The organism is Streptomyces sp. NPDC037290, from assembly GCF_055603245.1.
The window spans coordinates 1-15,400 of the sequence record NZ_JBVJVZ010000049.1; the positions used below are offsets into that span (position 1 = coordinate 1).

Sequence of the window (15,400 nt, forward strand, 5' to 3'; positions counted from 1 at the left end):
ACTCCTGGACGCTCTCCTGCCTCGTCCCCGAGCCATCCACGACCCGGTCACCCACGCACTGACATGGTCGGCCTGGAGAAGACAACGCCAGGCCATCGCCCGCCGCTGCCACTACAGAAAACGCAGCTCAGGACACGAACCGCTGCTGGAGTACTCACCGGCATCCCACGTGGTGATCCGGCCATGGGCGACAGGGCTGCGCACGATGGCAGCGTGCAGGGTGCGAGGTGCTTGGACGTCGTCCACAAAGCGGCCTCGGCCGCGCAGCAGCCGGGGACTTCGACGGTTGGGCAGCGCACGGCCGATCCACTGGTCTGCCGTACCGGTCACGGTCGTCGTGCTGCTCACGTGGTCTCCCCTGGTTTCGGCCCGCCGCTCCAGTGCCGCTCCACGGCTGCGCGGATGCCGGCATAGCCGGTGCACCGGCACAAATGACCCGGCAGAATGACCTCGGTAACCTCCTGGACCGTCAACTGCTGCTCGTCGGCATACAGGAGACTCATCAGCAGCCCCGGGGTGCAAAAGCCGCACTGCAGTCCGTGCGACTCGAGCAGTGCCAGCTGCATACCAGACAAGTTGCCGTCGCCGTCGGCCAAGCTCTCGACAGTGCGCACGCAACGGCCCTCCGCTTGAACGGCGAGCATCAAGCAGGAACGCACCGGGACGTCGTCCACCAATACGGTGCATGCCCCGCAGACCCCCTGCTCACAGCCGACGTGTGTACCCGTCAGGAACAGGCCGTGCCGCAGATGATCGCTCAGCAGAGTACGGTCCTCAGCAGCTGCAGTCATCACAGCGCCGTTCACCGTCATAGTCAGGTTGCTCAGCCTGGATGATGCCCCGGACTGTTTGGGCGTTGTGGTTCTCTCCGTCACGACAGTCCTTCGTTTCCCAGTCGGGCAGCGCACCGGCGTACCAGCGAGCGCAGCAAGGCCGTCCTGTAGCGGGCATCGCCGTGCTGGTCGCTGGGCGGGTTCAGGCCGGTGCCCACGGTGGCAAGGGCCCCGCTCAGGTCACTGCTGAGCGTGAGCCCCCGCATGCTGTGCTCACATGGCGTCAGCCTCGTGGGGCGGTTTGCGACTCCCGCGGCCACCAGCCTCGCCTGCCGGATCACACCTGTGTCAAGACGGACCCCCATACAGAGAGCGACCAGTGGGAAACCCGCCGCACCCCGCCGAGATATCTCCGCAAAGGAAAACCGGAACTCTGGCAGGGGCGGAAAGTCGACGAAGATCAAGAGCTCGCCCGTGCACAGAGCCGTGGTGAACTGGCCGGTGAAGAAGTCGCGAGCGGCCACTGTTCTGGTTCCGCCCAGGCTCTCCATGATCAGTTTGGCCTCCAGTGCCACAGCCAGCGCTGGCAGTTCGGCAGCAGGATCGGCATGGCAGAGGCTGCCCCCCAGCGTGGCCCGGCGGCGGATGACGTGGTGAGCCACGCTCCCAGCAGCCTCAGCAAGCACCGGAGCCTTTTTCCGGACCAGGGCATGGCCCATCATGTCGTGCAACCGCATTCCGGCCCCGATGCGTAAGCCGTCCGGACCCTGTGTGACCGAATCGAGCCCCGGCACCCCGTTCAGGTCGACGACGACCGAGGGACGGCGACTGCGCGCATTGAGCTGGGGGATAAGGCTTTGTCCACCGGCCAACGCAGCGCCACCGGGTCCCGCCTCAGCAAGCAGGCGCAGCGCGTGCTGCAGGGTCTTGGGTGCGTAATACCTGAAGGCGGCAGGTTTCATAAGCCCGCCTCGCCATCGCCGAGCGCGGAAGAGTGCTTGGCGACGACGCGCACCAAAGCGGTGGCGAGGTGTAAGGGATGCGAGCAGGACACATTGAGCAGCTTGGTTTTCATCGGGGTGAACTCCTCGGACAGTCTGGAGCTCTCGCTGGTGGTCATTGCAGCGCCTCGGACTGATTTGTGATCTCTGGATGTTTCCGGTCACGCAGTGTTCGGAGTAGATCGGTGGTTGCTGTACGCAGCAGGTCGTCGATCGCATGCTGTTGGCTCGCGGTCATGTCGGGCCAGGGCTTGTGGCAGGTGTCGAAGATGAAGACGCGTTCGAGCAGTGGCCCGCTGGTGTGGGGGCTGGGAGTGCGGGTTTTGTCGATCCAGCCGTGCTGTCGAAGGGTTCGGTGTCCTATGCGGCCGGACGGGGTTGCCACCGCGATTGCGGTCTCCAGGTAACACCTCGTATCAGTGAGCGTGCGGACGGTGCCATCGAGCACCGTCATGCGTTCGTCTTCGGTAGCAGATTCTGAGATCTGGCCGCCCCAGCTCTTCATCAACGCTCCGGGCCATCCATCGAGGGCATTGAAGAAGAGTCCGAGATCGTCTGCAAGAACCGGTATTGGCGAGATTTTGCACCATGCCAGTGCTTTTGCTCTGGCGTTATCTGCGGTTGTCGCTGCGCTTTCCTCGACCGTCACTGAGATGGCGAGGTCGCTGGGCAGGACCGGGGTTGCGATGTTCCGGAGAACTCTGCGCCACCGTTCGATCTTGAACGGGTTGGTGGTCGCGATCAACAGCGCGGCAGGTGAGGGAATGGTCATGGCGCTCCCCGGAGCCTGGTCTCAGGCTGACAGATATGCCTGTTGATGGGAAGGCGTGCGATGAGCTGGTTAAGGACGTCGTCGGGCTGGTCCCCGACGATCAAGATCTCTGCGTGTTCTGGGGTGAAGAATCCGTCCGAGACCGCGAGATGGATGAAGGTGAGGAAGGCGTCGTAGTACCCGGCGGTGTTGAGTAAGCCGCACGGTTTGTCAAGGTGTGCCAGTTTGGTCAGTGTCCAGACTTCGGATATTTCATTGAGCGTGCCTGGGCCGCCCGGCAGGGCGAGGAACATGTCGGCCATCTGGATCATCCGGTGCTTCCGCTCTGCCAGCCCCTCCACGACGTGGAGCTGGGACAGCGAGGGGTGCGCGATTTCCGTGCGCATGAGGCTGCGCGGGATGATCCCGATGACCTCGCCTCCCTCATCCAGCATGGCGTCTGCCAGCGTGCCCATGAGACCAAGGTGCGCCCCGCCGTAAACGAGCGTGATGCCACGTTCGACGAGGTGCCCGGCCAGACGTCGCGCGGCGTCGGAGTGCTCGCGGCGGTGGCCGGTGAAGCCACCGCAGAACACACAGATCTTCATCGGGCCAGCCGCACCAACTGCTCGACGATGTCGGCCGGGCTAGGCTGCTGCTGGATTTCCTTCTGGAGGTGCTGCGCGGCCGCGAGGTATCGGGCATCAGTGAGGAGTGGGATCAGTGAGTCGACAACGCTTTCCTGGGTGGCCGTGCCTGGTTGCAGTACGCGCGCGGTGCCTTGCCGGGCAAGCTGCTCGGCGGCGATGAACTGGTCTGCCATGGAGGGCAGGATGAGCTGCGGCAACCCGTTGACCAGGCATGTCAGGGTCGTGCTGGCTCCGCCGTGATGGATGACAGTGTCGCAAGTGGGGGCGACGTAGCTAAACGGCAGCCACGGGCCAGAAGCGCCAGTGGCCACCCTTGCGTTGAGGGGTATCCGCCCGAAGTCGCCGTCCCTGGCTGCCCGTGCCTGCTGCTCAGGAAGAACGATGACACTGTCGTGCCCCAGTTCGTCCAGCGCCGGCAGAATCGCAGACAGGACGTCGGTACCTCCGGTCTGTGGCAGGACCGATCCCAGGGTGACGCACACACGCGGCGACGGTATCGGCTCGTGAAGCCATGCCGGCACTGTGCCGGACCCTGAATACGGCACGTAACGCATCGTTCGTGCAGATGCGGCACTGGCGCCTTCGAGGCTGGGTGGCCATAAACCGAGTCGCAAAGCCGGATCCGGCAGTCCTGCCCCCAGTCCCCACTGCTCGTACAAGTCGGCGAGTTCTTGACCGACAGCATGGAAGGCTTCCTGCGGAAGCGCCGGTCCAGGGCTCACCGAGATGGCGGGAATTCCCATCACGCGTGCGGCAAGAGGGCCGGCGAATTCGAGCATCGGGTGCACGATCAGGTCCGGGGCCCACTGGCGGCACAGCTGCGTGACCGGTCCTGTCAGGAAGCGCGCGAACCGGCTCACGGTGCGTATAGCGTTGACGTGCATGCCACGGGGGTCGGCTGACCAGTCAGCAAGCAGCGCGCGGTCACCGACTCCCATGACGTCGCGGGTCCGCACCACCCCACCCACTGCAACGGCCGGCAGTCCACTGGCTGCGACGGTCTGCGTGAACTGGTCGGGAACCGCCACGCGCACCTCGTGGCCTTGAGCTTGGAACGCCCACCCCAGCGGAACCAGTGGATAGAAGTGGCCATGCTGCGGGCATGAAGTCATCAGGATCCGCATGCCGCACCACCGCGCGAGTGACCGCGATACGCCAGCTCTGGCTTCATGGCGATCAAGCCCGCGAAGGCAATCATACGGGCGTTGTCCACACACAGTTCCTGGTCGGGAAAGTAGATCTGTGCACCGGTCTGTGCCGCGCGGGCGGCGGCCAGGACGCGCAGCCGACTGTTGGCCGTCACGCCGCCGCCGAACGAGATCCGCGGAGCGTTGAGGGCGTCAGCCGCGGCGAACGCCTTGTCGACCAGGATCCTCATCACGCATTCCTGCGCCGATACCGCCAGCAGTTCATGGCGGCCTGAGCGCGAAGTGTTCTTGCGTTCCAGGACTTCGTCGTACAGCTCACGCAGGTCGATATCGTAGCCGTTCTCGGCGTTCAGGGCCTCGGTGCGGGGGAAGGGAAGGTACTCCCACGACGGTCGTTGGCTCGCGCACTTGTCAATCGCGATGGCCCCGTCCGGCTGTCCGGGCGGAACTAGCCCGAGCAACTCGCTGCACTTGTCCAGGACCGCGCCCGGGGCCCTGCCATGTCCGAACCGGTTCTTGACCGCTGCGTCGTGGGTGCCCAGCAAACGGTAGCGGCCGACATCGGCGGCGAGCTGGAGGTGGCAATGCCCGCCGGCCACGGTCAGGCCGATGAAGGGGAACTGAGCAGGAGGATTGCACAGCAGCCCGGTCAAAAGATGCGCCTCATGGTGATCAACCGGCACAACCGGTACGGCCGCAAGGGCCCCGAGTCGTCTCACCACCTCCTTGGCGATCTCCACGTTGGCATTGCGTTTTCCCTCCACCACGGACACCGAGACGAAATCGGGGGCCGGGGCAGCCTCGAGAGCCTCGCGCAACAGGTCGGGCAAAAGGCCGGCGTGAAACGCCCCTAGTTCCTTCTGCCAGTCCGGCCGGTCCTGGACGACGGAGAAAGACGACGGCGCGAAGGTCTTACCGCGCTCGTAGTAGACGGTGAGTTCCTCGTCCAGCACACACACGCAACAGTTGTTGAAGGTGCTCTCTACCGCGACGGTGAGAAGACCATTCCGTGGCCGCGTCATGTCTGATCCCTCCAGCAGCGCTTCGGAAGCGAGGTGATTCGTGCGTGGGGAGAGCTTTTAAGCCATGGGAGCGGAAGTTGGGTTAGCGGACGCTCGGTGCAGACGGTCACGCACCGCCATCCAGTCCTCGTGCTGTGGAGGAGCCAGTACGGCGACCGTGCTCATGCCACGGTCATCCAGCCGGTGCAGCGCGGCGTACAGGTCGGCAGCGTAGCCCGTGGGATCGTCGGGCAAAATCTCAATGTGCTCGGCCCACCCGGTGAGGGCCGAATCGGGCACTTGATGGGTGAGGACCCCGCTCGGCTGCCGCAACCCGCGCAGACGAGACGCGTCGAAGTCATCGACAACTACCACCTTGGCCACCGGTGCGTAATGACGCCGCCCCGAGCCGGGCGAACGGACAGTACCACCCGGGGACGACTCGCCCGGGCAGCCAATCACGCCGACGACTTCTTTCAGCATCCGCAGCGGCAGCGCACCGGGACGCAGCAAACGTGGCGGCGTGCAGGTGACGTCCACGACCGTGGACTCGATGCCCCATCTGCACGGCCCGCCGTCCACGACCAGCGGCACGTCCGGCAGACTGCGCAGCACATGCTCGGCGCTCGTGGGTGAAAGCTGCTCGGAGCGGTTGGCGCTCGGAGCCGCCAGCGGCAGCCCGCACTCTCTCAACAGTGCTTGCGCGACCGGATGGGCCGGCACGCGCAGCGCAACAGTGCCGGTGCCCGCACTGACCGCATCCGGTACACGGTCCGCGCGGTCCACCACCAGCGACAACGGGCCCGGCCAGAACCGGTCAGCCAACGCCACCGCCACATCCGGCCAGACACGAGCCAGCGAACGTGCCATGTCCGCATCCACGGTGTGCACGATGAGCGGATTCCATACCGGCCGGTTCTTCAGCCGGTAAATCTCCGCGATCGCGCCGGGCATGTACGCATTAGCACCCAACCCGTACACGGTTTCCGTCGGAAAAGCACACACCCCACCAGCACGCAACAAACGCGATGCCCGGCCGAGGCCGACCTCATCAGCACCCACCAACTTCAGATCATCCACGAGATCCTCCCCACGGCGGGAGCATGCCGAAGTAGCTCCCACCAGCCAGGCTGAACCGAGGACGACGGCCTCCAAACCCCGGCTCCCGGAGAGCGCACCACGCAGAGGCCATCCTGCCTAGAAGGCCAGCACGCAAAAGCCAGGGCACATCATGCAATATTGCGCATTTGTGAAACCGGGCCTTGTGGGAGTGTCCAATCAATGGCGGGTCTGATGATCAAGGAGATGCTTCAGAGATGACCCAGACCGCCGTGGAGAACGAGCAGGCCGAGCAGGTTCAGGCAACGTCGAGTGCGGTGTCGGACGAGCAACTCCTTGCGAGCTGGTCGACCCGGCTCGGAATGAGGTGCTGCAGCTGACCGGCGAGGGTGGCCTGTTGCAGATGCTGACCAAGCGGGTGCTGGAGTCCGCCCCGGAAGGCGAGATCACCGACCACGTCGGTGATGAGAAGCACGACCCGGCCGGGAAGGGCAACGGCAACAGCCGCAACGGCACCCGGTTCGAAGACCGTGCCGACCAACGTCGGACCGGTGGAGGTGAGGGTGCCCCGCTACACCGCCGGCACCTTCGAGCCGCAGATCGTCAGAAGCAGCAGCGCCGCCTGACCGGCGTGTAGGGCATGGACAAGGCGGCCCTTGACCGTGATCCTGGACACGGGCTATGCGGCTTCGGCCAGCGTAGTTGATGTTGTTCGGAGTGCTCGCTCGTAGGCGATGGGGCTGCGGTGTCCGGGGCAGGAGTGGCGTCGAAGGCGTCGTCAACTTATCGGCACTGGCGGGTGGTTGAGGGTATGGCAGGGCGTGGGCTGGGTGGCAGCCTTGGGTCAGTCCGCTGCGGGCGGGGCGGTGACGCCGGTGATGTGGTCCCATACGGCGAAGCGGGTGGTCATCTCGGCCTGGTATACGGCCGCGGTCATCAGGTGACGGCGGGGCCGGAAATGGGGAGAAATCTGATTGAATGCGGCGAGGAACCTCTGGGCGGACCGGGGTGAGCGGAAGCCTCTCATGGCGCGTTCGCACTGCATGGTCGGCTGGTGGCTGTTCTCCGCCTGGGTGTTCAGTCCCCTGCGGGAGCGGTGTTCCACGGAGCCCATCAGCGCGCGGTGGGGCGGCCCGCAGGAACGGCACTTGTCGGTCACCAGCACCCTGGGGACACGGCACTGCTTCTTCATCAGCTTGGCCATGAACCGCTACGCGGCCTTCGCGTCCCGCTTCGACTGGACCAGGATGTCCAGCACATGGCCGTCCAGGTCCACCGCACGCCACAGGTACTGCCGCACCCCGTTGACCTTGATGAACACCTCATCCAAGTGCCAACTGTCGCCGGCCTGTGGCCGACGCCCGCGTAAGGCGGCAGCGTACTCGGGGCCGAACTTCTCGCACCACTGCCGGATCGTCTCGTGGGAGACGATGATCCCGCGCTCGAGCAGCAGTTCTTCCACCTCGCGGTAGCTGAGCGGGAATCGGAAGTGCAGCCATACCGCATGGGAGATGACCTCCGCCGGAAGGCGGAACCCCACATACGACACCGCCGCCCCGGTCCTCACAGCCATTCCCCGGAAAGATCAACAAGCCCGGCGATCGTCCCAGACCCGAGACAGCCCACTTAAGTTGATGACGGTGCCTGTCGGTGAACTCGAAGAGCGCATCCGCCCGGGTGTAGAGGCAGTCGTAGATCTGGACACGACACCCAACGCGGCTTCAGCGGACTGTTCAGTGGCGTGATTCTTCACCAGCGGCCATTCCTTCACGCGACGTTGATCGACACCTCGAAGGGTGAAGAACGCCGCCCTGCTGTCCCGGGAACGAACCAAGATCAGCCGGTCAGGTGGACGCGCGAGGTTAACCATCAAGCTCAGGGGGCCAGATCAACGCGACGGTGCTCTCAAGGGCGGAGCGGAAAGGGCTGTCTACCCAGCTCTCATGCCCTGTAACGCATGACTGAAATCTTTCAGGTTTTTGGCCTCAAGGTTGGTGTCGCCGCCCGTGCGCAGGAGCGTATCGTCGCCGACGGACGCGGATCGGAGATCGTTTGGCGATCGGCCGAGGATCAATTTGCTGACTCTCATGGCCAACTGACGCGGGCCGTGCCCCCTGGCCAAAACGGCCGTGGCGCAGGACGACGCGGAACTAGGGAGCACAGCATGGACTTGGCCGGGCACATCGCCATCGGCCGCACCGGCGAGTTAGGGGCGTTGGGCTCCGGTCGTCTGCCGAAGCCGTTTAACGACCACATGCACCGGGTGATCGAACCGGCCCTCGCACTGCCTGCCGGCTCAGCCATTCTGGACGCCGGGTGCGGCGCCGGCGGCGTGGCCCGTTGGCTGGCCGGACAGGCTGGGCACCACGTGCTGGGGGTCGACGTCGAGCTGCCGCTTTCCGCGGCCACCGGCGGCCCGGTGCCGGTAGTCGGGGGCGGCACGGTCGAGCTGCGGCGTTGTGATCTGCTCGATCTTCCGGGAGGCCGGTCGTACGACGCTGTCCTGCTGCTCGGCGTCCTGCACTACGCGGGCAGCGCCGAGGGAGTCCGCCGGATGGTGGGCGCCGCCGACCGTCTGGCCGTTCCCGGCGCGCCGCTGGCACTCAGCTGGATCTGCGACGAGATCCCGCTGACCTACGAGGAAGCCTTCCTGCCCGGCCGCGAGCTGGTGCTGGGCACCCTGGCCGAGTTCGGGCGCGAGCCGGTGGTCCTGTGGGCTCGCGATGTGCGGCACACCCACGGGGACAGCCCCGAACACGAGCACCGGATCGTCTACGGCGTCTGGCGCCGCGCCCGATAGCGCCGGGCGGAGCGCCCGAGCGGGCGGTCGGGTCAACCGGCGCGCCCACCGCGACACGCGTGTGCCCGGCTGCGCGCCCGACAACGGATGTCCCGCCGTGCGAGCGGCAGGATCCACGCACCACACCGTCACTGAGAGGGAGAAACCCATGTCCGAATCGCTCGTCGAGCGCGCCCCCGAGACCGTTGTGCGGGCCGCACTCATCCAGAACGGCAACGACCCGGGCTACTACAGCCACGACGGCGTGTCGCTGGTCGAGCGTGCCCCGCAGGGCGCGGTCCGCGCGGCGCTGATCCAGAACGGCAACGACCCGGGCTACTACAGCGAGCACGGCCTCACTCGCTGACCCGGGGGGCCGTGTCGGCCGCCTCCGGGCGCCGGCACGGCCCGCTCCGACCGGGATGCCACCACCGGACTCCACGAAGGAGGACGCACCACTCATGACGACCGAAGCGCCGACGAGCGCACCACAGGCCAGCGCGCTGCAGGTCAGCACGGCGCAGAGCTACGAGCCCCACCCGCAGCTCCTGGTCTACCCGCTGGCCCTCGCGGACGACACCCGCGTGATGGTGGCCGAGACCGAGTCGCACCGCCCGCCCTTGGTGCTGCGCGATCACCGGGTCCCGTTCGCCATCACCCTGCTTCCCGACCGGGGCACCCGTGCCGAGATCATCGCCCGCTGGGAGGCCGAGGAGGGCCTGCGCGACCTCGCCGAGGAGCTGTGGACGGTGCTGACCGGAGAGGGTCTGCTCGTCCCCTCCTCCGAGGTGCCCGAACAGGCCGCTCGGTGGCGCTCGTTCGGCTGGGACGAGGCGTACCGCTACCACGCCTCCACTCGCGACTACCCGTTCCTCCAGATGGACCGCGAGGGCGCATTCGCGGCGGACGACGCGCGCATGGAGGAGTACATCGCGCAGAGCCTGCCGCCGGCCATCACCATGGACCTGCCCTGCGTGGGTTCCGTGCCGCTGCGCAAGATCGCCGCGGACGAGTCGGCGGACGCCCTGCTGGAGACCCTGACACCCGCGCAGCGTCGCGGGCACGAGGGCCTGTCGCTGCTGATGGACGTCTGCTTCGGCGAGCGTACCCGGCGCCCGTTCGCCGTGCAGGGCGACTTCCTGCGCAAGGCTGTGCCTTCCGGGGGCGCCCGGCACCCCACCGAGGCGTTCCTGGTGCTCTTCCCGGGAGGCGACCTCGAACCTGGCATCTACCACTACAACGTCGCGCACCACCGGTTGGACCTGCGGCGGGCGGGCGACTTCTCCGCCGAGTTCCGCGAGGCGAGCTTCGACCTGTTCGACAAGTTCCACCAGGAGCCGTTCGGGCTGATCGTCTTCTGCTCCCTGGTGGAGCGTGCCATGTGGCGCTATCGGGACGCCCGTTCGGCCCGCGCGCCGTTCATCGACGTCGGCCACACGCTTATGGCGTATCGGACCGTAATCCAGCGGCTCGGCGTCGGTGGCTACACGTACCAGAAGTTCCACGACCGGCAGATCGCCCAACTGCTCGACATCAACGTCGAACGGATGCCCCCTCTCTTCCTCGGGACCCTCGTATGAGCCGCACCGTCACCTCACCGCTGTTCTTCGCCCACGAGCAACGTGGCGGGCAGCAGTGCGCCCTCGGGCTCGCCACCCGCGAGCGCCTGCGCTCCGTCGGCGAACGCGCTTGGCAGTTACTCCAGTTCCATCTCGTACCGCGCAGCACGGAGCAGAGCGAGGACGCTGGGTTCACGGCCGTCGAGCGGGAAGAGGCGCTCGCCGCCGGGCTTCTGGTGGCGGCCGATGCCCCGGCGACGACGGACATGCTCCGCTGGGAGGAGAACAGGTGGTCCCGGGCCGCGTACCTGCTCTACTCGCAGCAGGACCTGCCCTACGTCGAGCCGGTGGGCCGGGGCCGGGGGCTCAGCACGCTGTCGGAGTTCCGCCGCCGTCAGATTGCCGGTTTCCAGGACGAGGGCGGGTACCCGGAGCGCTTCTGGGTCGAGCCGGTGGCCGAGTACCCCCTGCCGGTCCCCAAGGAGCCGATCCGCTACAGTCTCGACTCCATGCTGGGCCGGCGCAGCGTCCGCAAGTTCGCCGAGACCCCGGTGAGCGCGCAGACCCTCGGCGCCCTGCTGCACCACGCCACCGCCAACGTCCGGCTGGCCGAGGACTCCAAGGCGGACGGAGACCCGTACTACCTGCTGAACTCCTTCTACACGTGGCTGCACGTGTACGTCGCGGTGCAGGGCGTCGAGGGCGTGCCGCGCGGCGTCTACCAGTACGACTTCGCCCGCAACACCCTGCTCGCCACCGGCCTGTCTGCGAGCGACGAGGAGCTGGCCGGGACCATCCAGGGCCAGAACTGGATCGGCGGCGGCGGCGTGAGCCTGTTCGTCACCGTTCAGTGGGACCGTTACCAGTGGCTCTACCGCCACTCCCGCGCCTACCTCAACCTCCTCATCCAGGTCGGGGAGTTCGCCCAGGAGGTGCTCCAGGCGGCCTACCAGCTGGGACTCGTCGGCTGGCTGACGCCCGCCGTCGCGGAACGGCGCGCGGCCGCTCTGCTCGGCCTGGACCGGGTCGGCGCCGATGCGGACGCCCTGTACTACCTGAAGCTGGGATATGCCTCGTGACCGGCGCCGAGCGGACCGCGGAACGGCTCTGGCCAGGCACCGGACCGGTGCGGGCGGCACGCTTCCACAGCGGCGGCAACACCGGACGGATGCTGCGCACCGTCCAGGAACTGACCGACGGCAAGGCCGAGCTGATCCGTGATGTCGCCATCGGCATGCCCGGCGACCGGGACATCCATCTGGTCGCCGAGCAGGGCGACTTCTGGTTCCACACCGATGCCGCCTTCCTGCCGGTCCCGCCACGCTGGATGGTCATCGCCGTCATCGAGGCCCAGGGCGGCGGCGGACTTGACCTGCTGCCGGCCGAACACATCGACGCCGCGGCGCTCGGCGCCCGGGCGTCCTACCTGACGCCGGAGGGCGTGCAGGTCTCGCCGGTGCTGGAGCGGCTTCCCGACGGGCAGGGCGAGCGGATGCGCTACCGGCGGGACCGGATGGTGGAGGTGGACGGTCCCGGCGCCCTGGAAAGCGCGCACCGGGCGGTGGACGAAGCCGCCACCCGCGCCCTGACGGTCGGCGAGCTGGGACCGGGAGAAGGCCTGTTGGTCGACAACTGGCGGCTCTTGCACCGTCGGCGGCCGTTCAACGGTCGACGGGTGATCCGCCGGCTCTGGTTCGACGCCCACATGTAGCCGGGGAAGCGCATCCGGCCGCCACCCAGTCCGACTCGTGTGCCGCGCTCGCGCACCTGCCTCCACGCCTCCGCAGCCACCAGTGAGAGATCTCATGCCCGCACCGCCTTCGCCCGCCCCGCCCCCCGCCATGGCCGAAGACTCCGACGGCTCCCGCTTCCTCGCCCCGTTGCGACTGCGCGGTTTCCGGCACCTCGCCGTCGGCCAGCTCGTCTCCAGCTGCGGCAACGCGATGTACAAGGTGGCTCACACCTGGTTGCTGGCAGGCGTCACCCACGGCAACGGCACCCGGGTCGGGCTGCTGGCCGTATTCCAGCTGGCCCCCCTGCTGCTGTTCAGCGGCTACGGCGGCTGGATCGCCGACCGCTTCGCGCGACGCCGGACTCTGCTGGTCACCCAGATCACCCAGGCCGCCCTGTGCGCGGTGCTGGCCGGGCTCTCCTTCGCCGGCGCGGCCAGGCTCTGGGAGATCTACCTGCTCGCCCTCTGCGCCGGAACGGTCACTGTCGTGGACAACCCCGCCCGGCAGCGCTTCCTGACCGACCTGGTCGGCGAGACCCAGCTGTCCCGCGCGCTCGGCATGTACACAGCGCTGCTCAACATCGGGCAGATCCTCGGTCCGCTCGCCGCCGGGCTCATCATCGGCTGGGCGCAGGTGGGCTGGATCTTCGTCGCGGACGCTGCGAGCTTCCTGGTGGTGGTTGGCGTAGTGCTCGCCATCCCCGACCCGGGCGGCGCCACCCGGGCCAGAGAGCGGTTCTCCGGACTGCTACCAGGACTCCGGGCGGTGGCCGCGGACCCGGCACTCGCCCTCACCGTCGCAGCCTCGGCAGTGGTGGGCGCGGTCGGTGTCCAGTTCACCGTGACCAACGCCCTGATGGCGGTCCAGGTCTTCCACCTCACCGCTGCCAGCTTCGCCCTGCTGCCCACCTCTGTCACCGTGGGCTGCCTGTTCGGCGCCCTGCTCGCAGGCCGCCGCGACCCGGGCCCCCGAACGGTCCTCATCGCGGCTGCGGCGACCGGCCTGACCGGGGCCATCTCCGGTCTGACACCCTCCTACACAGGCTTTGCGCTCTCCTTGGTGGCGGCCGGCGCCGCCGCGATGTACTTCACGACCACCGCGGCCGTTCTGCTGCAGATGCGCTCGGCGCCCGAGCTACGCGGTCGAGTCCTCGCCGTGCAGAACACCGCCCTCTACGGCAGCGGCCCCGTCGGCGCCGTCCTGGTGGGCGCCGCGACGGGCCCGCTCGGCCCCCGCGCCACCCTGGTCGGCGCAGGCCTGCTAACCATCGCCCTCTGCGTGGCGATCGCCACGCTGGCCCGCCGCACGAGCCGCAAAGCTCAGACCGGGCACCTGAGTCCAGCCTGAGAAGCCGTGGCTCTATCGATCTTGGTGGGCGTGAGTTCGAGGTCGTCGACTCGGTCGGGTGATCTCATGGCCGGCTGAGCATGAAAGCGGGGGCCCCTGCACAGCTCGTGGGTGTCGAATCCAACCGAGCAACACGAGGCCCCTGGTGCTGCAGTCTTCCCTGTCGGCGTCGATGTCGTCCAACTCGGAGTGCCTGTCGTGTGGTTGTCTCGCTCACCGGTTCGGGAACGCCGGGGGTCGGCCGTACCGGCGACCGAAGTATCCGTCGGACATGAGTGACGCGGAGTGGGCCGTCGTACGTGACGCGATGTCGGTTCCCGGCTGGTTGGATGGCCGCGGCGGGCAGCCGGAGAGCTATGGCCACCGGCAGATGGTCGACGCGGTACGCTACTTGGTCGCGGGCGGCATCACCTGGCGGGTGATGCCCGCGGACTTCCCCGCGTGGGACCGTGCAGCCGTTGCTGCTTGGCGAACGTCACCGCCGGCGCGGTCACCCGCCCGTTCGTCACGATGACGGCCACGTCCGCACCATGCACCGGCCGGGCCGTGCCGTTGAGCACCTGCAGATCCGGGGTGCCCACCGCCGAGCCCCGGGCCCCGTTGCGGCGGTGCTTGCACTGGATCACCCAGCGCCGCCCGTACGGATCGGTCGCCTTCACGTCCGCGCCCAAGTCTCCGCCGCCGCCAACTCGCTGAGCATCCGGCAGCCGCCCCGGCGCATCAGATCCCGTATCGCGTTCCTCGAACCGGGAGTGATGCAGTGCGTCCAGCTGCGGCAGTCCATAGCGCATCCCCTGAGCCCGTACCACCTCCCAGCGCGCCCGCCTTCGAAGGCTATAGAGCCAGCCGCCGCCCGCGAGTCCGTGTCGCGCGCTACCGAGCAGGTCACCTTCGTGATCAAGGACAACCAACCACGAAGACCCCGCGAATAGGCCTCTAGCTAACGTCGGCGATCGGGTTTTTCAGGGTGCCGCTGAGCTGGAGGGCGCCGGAGGGGTCGGTGAGGTCGACCATCTGCCGGTTGTTGCGCAGCTGGAGCCGGTTGAGGCAGGACAGCGTGAACTCGGGGGGCGAACATGTCGTACTGGCGGAATCGTTCGGCCAGTTCGGGGTTCGCGGCCTGGTACTCGCGGGTGACCTCGGCGACCATGCGCCAGAAGCCGTCCTCGTCCAGGATCCCCTCGGCGGCGAGGTGCGCGGCGAGGAAGCGGAAGAAGCAGTCGAAGACGTCCGTGAAGATCGACAGAGGTTTCTTGTCGTCCGGGACGGCTTCTGGATCTCCCGCTCGGGCACGAAGCCGACGGCCTCGTTCAGTGCGTGCACGGCCGTGTTGCGGACGTCCGGCTCGACCACGACGCGCGCCACCGCCCGGTCCTCGAAGATGTGGGCCATGACCGCGGTGATGACGGACCTGGTGAAACCGTGGACGGGGGTGTCGGTCGGCGCGACCAGGAAGTGCATGCCGGCGTCGCCCGGCTCCGGCTCGTAGAGCCCGACCAGCTCGCGGTGCGCCGGGTCGTACCTCTCCATCAGGAAGGCGGGCTCCCCGTCGCACAGCCCGAGGAACGCGTGGTGGTGTGCGTCCGCCGCGATCTCCAT

Annotated in this window: 16 protein-coding genes and 5 pseudogenes; 8 read left to right on the forward strand and 13 right to left on the reverse strand. The window is 67.5% G+C overall.

The annotated features are described in order from the left end of the window. Nucleotides 1-111: 111 nt before the first annotated feature. From ACZ7HQ_RS43145 to ACZ7HQ_RS43185, 9 genes are read right to left on the reverse strand one after another with little or no spacing between them, the layout of a single operon-like run. On the reverse strand, nt 112-348 hold the full coding sequence (locus tag ACZ7HQ_RS43145) for a hypothetical protein (RefSeq protein ID WP_471002524.1): 237 nt from the start codon (nt 346-348) through the stop codon (nt 112-114). Beyond that, entirely contained in the window at nt 345-812 is a 468-nt protein-coding gene (locus tag ACZ7HQ_RS43150; protein ID WP_471002526.1) for a (2Fe-2S)-binding protein, read from the reverse strand. Before ACZ7HQ_RS43150 ends, ACZ7HQ_RS43145 begins: the two co-directional genes overlap by 4 nt. Before the next feature lie 59 nt (nt 813-871). Continuing rightward, a complete protein-coding gene (locus ACZ7HQ_RS43155) occupies nt 872-1,735 on the reverse strand; it encodes an FAD binding domain-containing protein (RefSeq protein WP_471002529.1) in 864 nt (287 codons plus the stop codon). Next, nucleotides 1,732-1,893, reverse strand: a complete 162-nt coding sequence (locus ACZ7HQ_RS43160; RefSeq protein WP_471002532.1) for a hypothetical protein — start codon at nt 1,891-1,893, stop codon at nt 1,732-1,734. Before ACZ7HQ_RS43160 ends, ACZ7HQ_RS43155 begins: the two co-directional genes overlap by 4 nt. Further along, nucleotides 1,890-2,546, reverse strand: coding sequence for a non-canonical purine NTP pyrophosphatase (locus ACZ7HQ_RS43165; protein ID WP_471002535.1), 657 nt, complete (start codon nt 2,544-2,546; stop codon nt 1,890-1,892). Before ACZ7HQ_RS43165 ends, ACZ7HQ_RS43160 begins: the two co-directional genes overlap by 4 nt. Continuing rightward, nucleotides 2,543-3,133, reverse strand: coding sequence for an LOG family protein (locus ACZ7HQ_RS43170; protein ID WP_471002538.1), 591 nt, complete (start codon nt 3,131-3,133; stop codon nt 2,543-2,545). The genes ACZ7HQ_RS43165 and ACZ7HQ_RS43170 overlap by 4 nt, the downstream gene beginning before the upstream one ends. Then, on the reverse strand, nt 3,130-4,299 hold the full coding sequence (locus ACZ7HQ_RS43175; RefSeq protein ID WP_471002541.1) for a nucleotide disphospho-sugar-binding domain-containing protein: 1,170 nt from the start codon (nt 4,297-4,299) through the stop codon (nt 3,130-3,132). Before ACZ7HQ_RS43175 ends, ACZ7HQ_RS43170 begins: the two co-directional genes overlap by 4 nt. Then, nucleotides 4,287-5,345 (reverse strand): Kae1-like domain-containing protein, encoded by a 1,059-nt coding sequence (locus ACZ7HQ_RS43180; RefSeq protein ID WP_471002543.1) that lies wholly within the window; start codon nt 5,343-5,345, stop codon nt 4,287-4,289. The genes ACZ7HQ_RS43175 and ACZ7HQ_RS43180 overlap by 13 nt, the downstream gene beginning before the upstream one ends. 57 nt (nt 5,346-5,402) lie before the next feature. After that, entirely contained in the window at nt 5,403-6,404 is a 1,002-nt protein-coding gene (locus ACZ7HQ_RS43185; protein WP_471002546.1) for an L-threonylcarbamoyladenylate synthase, read from the reverse strand. A gap of 236 nt (nt 6,405-6,640) precedes the next feature. Between ACZ7HQ_RS43185 and ACZ7HQ_RS43190 the strand changes: the two are divergent. Beyond that, nucleotides 6,641-7,017: pseudogene (locus ACZ7HQ_RS43190) on the forward strand (transposase); the annotation flags it as partial. A gap of 210 nt (nt 7,018-7,227) precedes the next feature. On the opposite strand, the pseudogene ACZ7HQ_RS43195 reads toward ACZ7HQ_RS43190, so the two are convergent. After that, nucleotides 7,228-7,956 (reverse strand): annotated as a pseudogene (locus tag ACZ7HQ_RS43195) (IS6 family transposase). A 591-nt stretch (nt 7,957-8,547) separates the two neighbouring features. Here ACZ7HQ_RS43195 and ACZ7HQ_RS43200 point away from each other — a divergent pair. From ACZ7HQ_RS43200 to ACZ7HQ_RS43230, 7 genes are all read left to right on the forward strand, one after another. After that, nucleotides 8,548-9,183, forward strand: a complete 636-nt coding sequence (locus ACZ7HQ_RS43200; protein WP_471002549.1) for an SAM-dependent methyltransferase — start codon at nt 8,548-8,550, stop codon at nt 9,181-9,183. Nucleotides 9,184-9,331: 148 nt separating this feature from the next. Continuing rightward, entirely contained in the window at nt 9,332-9,529 is a 198-nt protein-coding gene (locus tag ACZ7HQ_RS43205; protein WP_471002552.1) for a hypothetical protein, read from the forward strand. Between the two features lie 94 nt (nt 9,530-9,623). After that, nucleotides 9,624-10,742, forward strand: coding sequence for a SagB/ThcOx family dehydrogenase (locus ACZ7HQ_RS43210; protein ID WP_471002555.1), 1,119 nt, complete (start codon nt 9,624-9,626; stop codon nt 10,740-10,742). Beyond that, a complete protein-coding gene (locus ACZ7HQ_RS43215) occupies nt 10,739-11,800 on the forward strand; it encodes a nitroreductase family protein (RefSeq protein ID WP_471002558.1) in 1,062 nt (353 codons plus the stop codon). Before ACZ7HQ_RS43210 ends, ACZ7HQ_RS43215 begins: the two co-directional genes overlap by 4 nt. Then, nucleotides 11,797-12,432, forward strand: a complete 636-nt coding sequence (locus tag ACZ7HQ_RS43220) for a TauD/TfdA family dioxygenase (protein WP_471002561.1) — start codon at nt 11,797-11,799, stop codon at nt 12,430-12,432. The genes ACZ7HQ_RS43215 and ACZ7HQ_RS43220 overlap by 4 nt, the downstream gene beginning before the upstream one ends. Before the next feature lie 94 nt (nt 12,433-12,526). Then, entirely contained in the window at nt 12,527-13,801 is a 1,275-nt protein-coding gene (locus ACZ7HQ_RS43225; RefSeq protein ID WP_471002564.1) for an MFS transporter, read from the forward strand. Between the two features lie 307 nt (nt 13,802-14,108). Next, on the forward strand, nt 14,109-14,315 hold the full coding sequence (locus ACZ7HQ_RS43230) for a transposase (protein WP_471002567.1): 207 nt from the start codon (nt 14,109-14,111) through the stop codon (nt 14,313-14,315). Here the strand turns inward: ACZ7HQ_RS43230 and ACZ7HQ_RS43235 are convergent. The 3 pseudogenes from ACZ7HQ_RS43235 to ACZ7HQ_RS43245 form a co-directional block, all read right to left on the reverse strand. Then, nucleotides 14,251-14,661 (reverse strand): annotated as a pseudogene (locus ACZ7HQ_RS43235) (restriction endonuclease); the annotation flags it as partial. The gene ACZ7HQ_RS43230 and the pseudogene ACZ7HQ_RS43235 sit on opposite strands and share 65 nt — an antisense overlap. A 76-nt stretch (nt 14,662-14,737) precedes the next feature. Further along, nucleotides 14,738-15,083: pseudogene (locus ACZ7HQ_RS43240) on the reverse strand (IucA/IucC family C-terminal-domain containing protein); the annotation flags it as partial. After that, nucleotides 15,062-15,400 (reverse strand): annotated as a pseudogene (locus tag ACZ7HQ_RS43245) (GNAT family N-acetyltransferase); the annotation flags it as partial. The pseudogenes ACZ7HQ_RS43240 and ACZ7HQ_RS43245, both read right to left, overlap by 22 nt.

Bases quoted from the DNA above. Each gene is read 5' to 3' on its own strand.
- ACZ7HQ_RS43210 (WP_471002555.1), top strand. From the start codon at position 9,624: ATGACGACCGAAGCGCCGACGAGCGCACCACAGGCCAGCGCGCTGCAG.
- ACZ7HQ_RS43160 (WP_471002532.1), bottom strand. From the start codon at position 1,893: ATGACCACCAGCGAGAGCTCCAGACTGTCCGAGGAGTTCACCCCGATG.
- ACZ7HQ_RS43200 (WP_471002549.1), top strand. From the start codon at position 8,548: ATGGACTTGGCCGGGCACATCGCCATCGGCCGCACCGGCGAGTTAGGG.
- ACZ7HQ_RS43150 (WP_471002526.1), bottom strand. From the start codon at position 812: ATGACGGTGAACGGCGCTGTGATGACTGCAGCTGCTGAGGACCGTACT.
- ACZ7HQ_RS43170 (WP_471002538.1), bottom strand. From the start codon at position 3,133: ATGAAGATCTGTGTGTTCTGCGGTGGCTTCACCGGCCACCGCCGCGAG.
- ACZ7HQ_RS43205 (WP_471002552.1), top strand. From the start codon at position 9,332: ATGTCCGAATCGCTCGTCGAGCGCGCCCCCGAGACCGTTGTGCGGGCC.
- ACZ7HQ_RS43175 (WP_471002541.1), bottom strand. From the start codon at position 4,299: ATGCGGATCCTGATGACTTCATGCCCGCAGCATGGCCACTTCTATCCA.
- ACZ7HQ_RS43215 (WP_471002558.1), top strand. From the start codon at position 10,739: ATGAGCCGCACCGTCACCTCACCGCTGTTCTTCGCCCACGAGCAACGT.
- ACZ7HQ_RS43230 (WP_471002567.1), top strand. From the start codon at position 14,109: ATGTCGGTTCCCGGCTGGTTGGATGGCCGCGGCGGGCAGCCGGAGAGC.
- ACZ7HQ_RS43180 (WP_471002543.1), bottom strand. From the start codon at position 5,345: ATGACGCGGCCACGGAATGGTCTTCTCACCGTCGCGGTAGAGAGCACC.
- ACZ7HQ_RS43155 (WP_471002529.1), bottom strand. From the start codon at position 1,735: ATGAAACCTGCCGCCTTCAGGTATTACGCACCCAAGACCCTGCAGCAC.
- ACZ7HQ_RS43165 (WP_471002535.1), bottom strand. From the start codon at position 2,546: ATGACCATTCCCTCACCTGCCGCGCTGTTGATCGCGACCACCAACCCG.
- ACZ7HQ_RS43225 (WP_471002564.1), top strand. From the start codon at position 12,527: ATGCCCGCACCGCCTTCGCCCGCCCCGCCCCCCGCCATGGCCGAAGAC.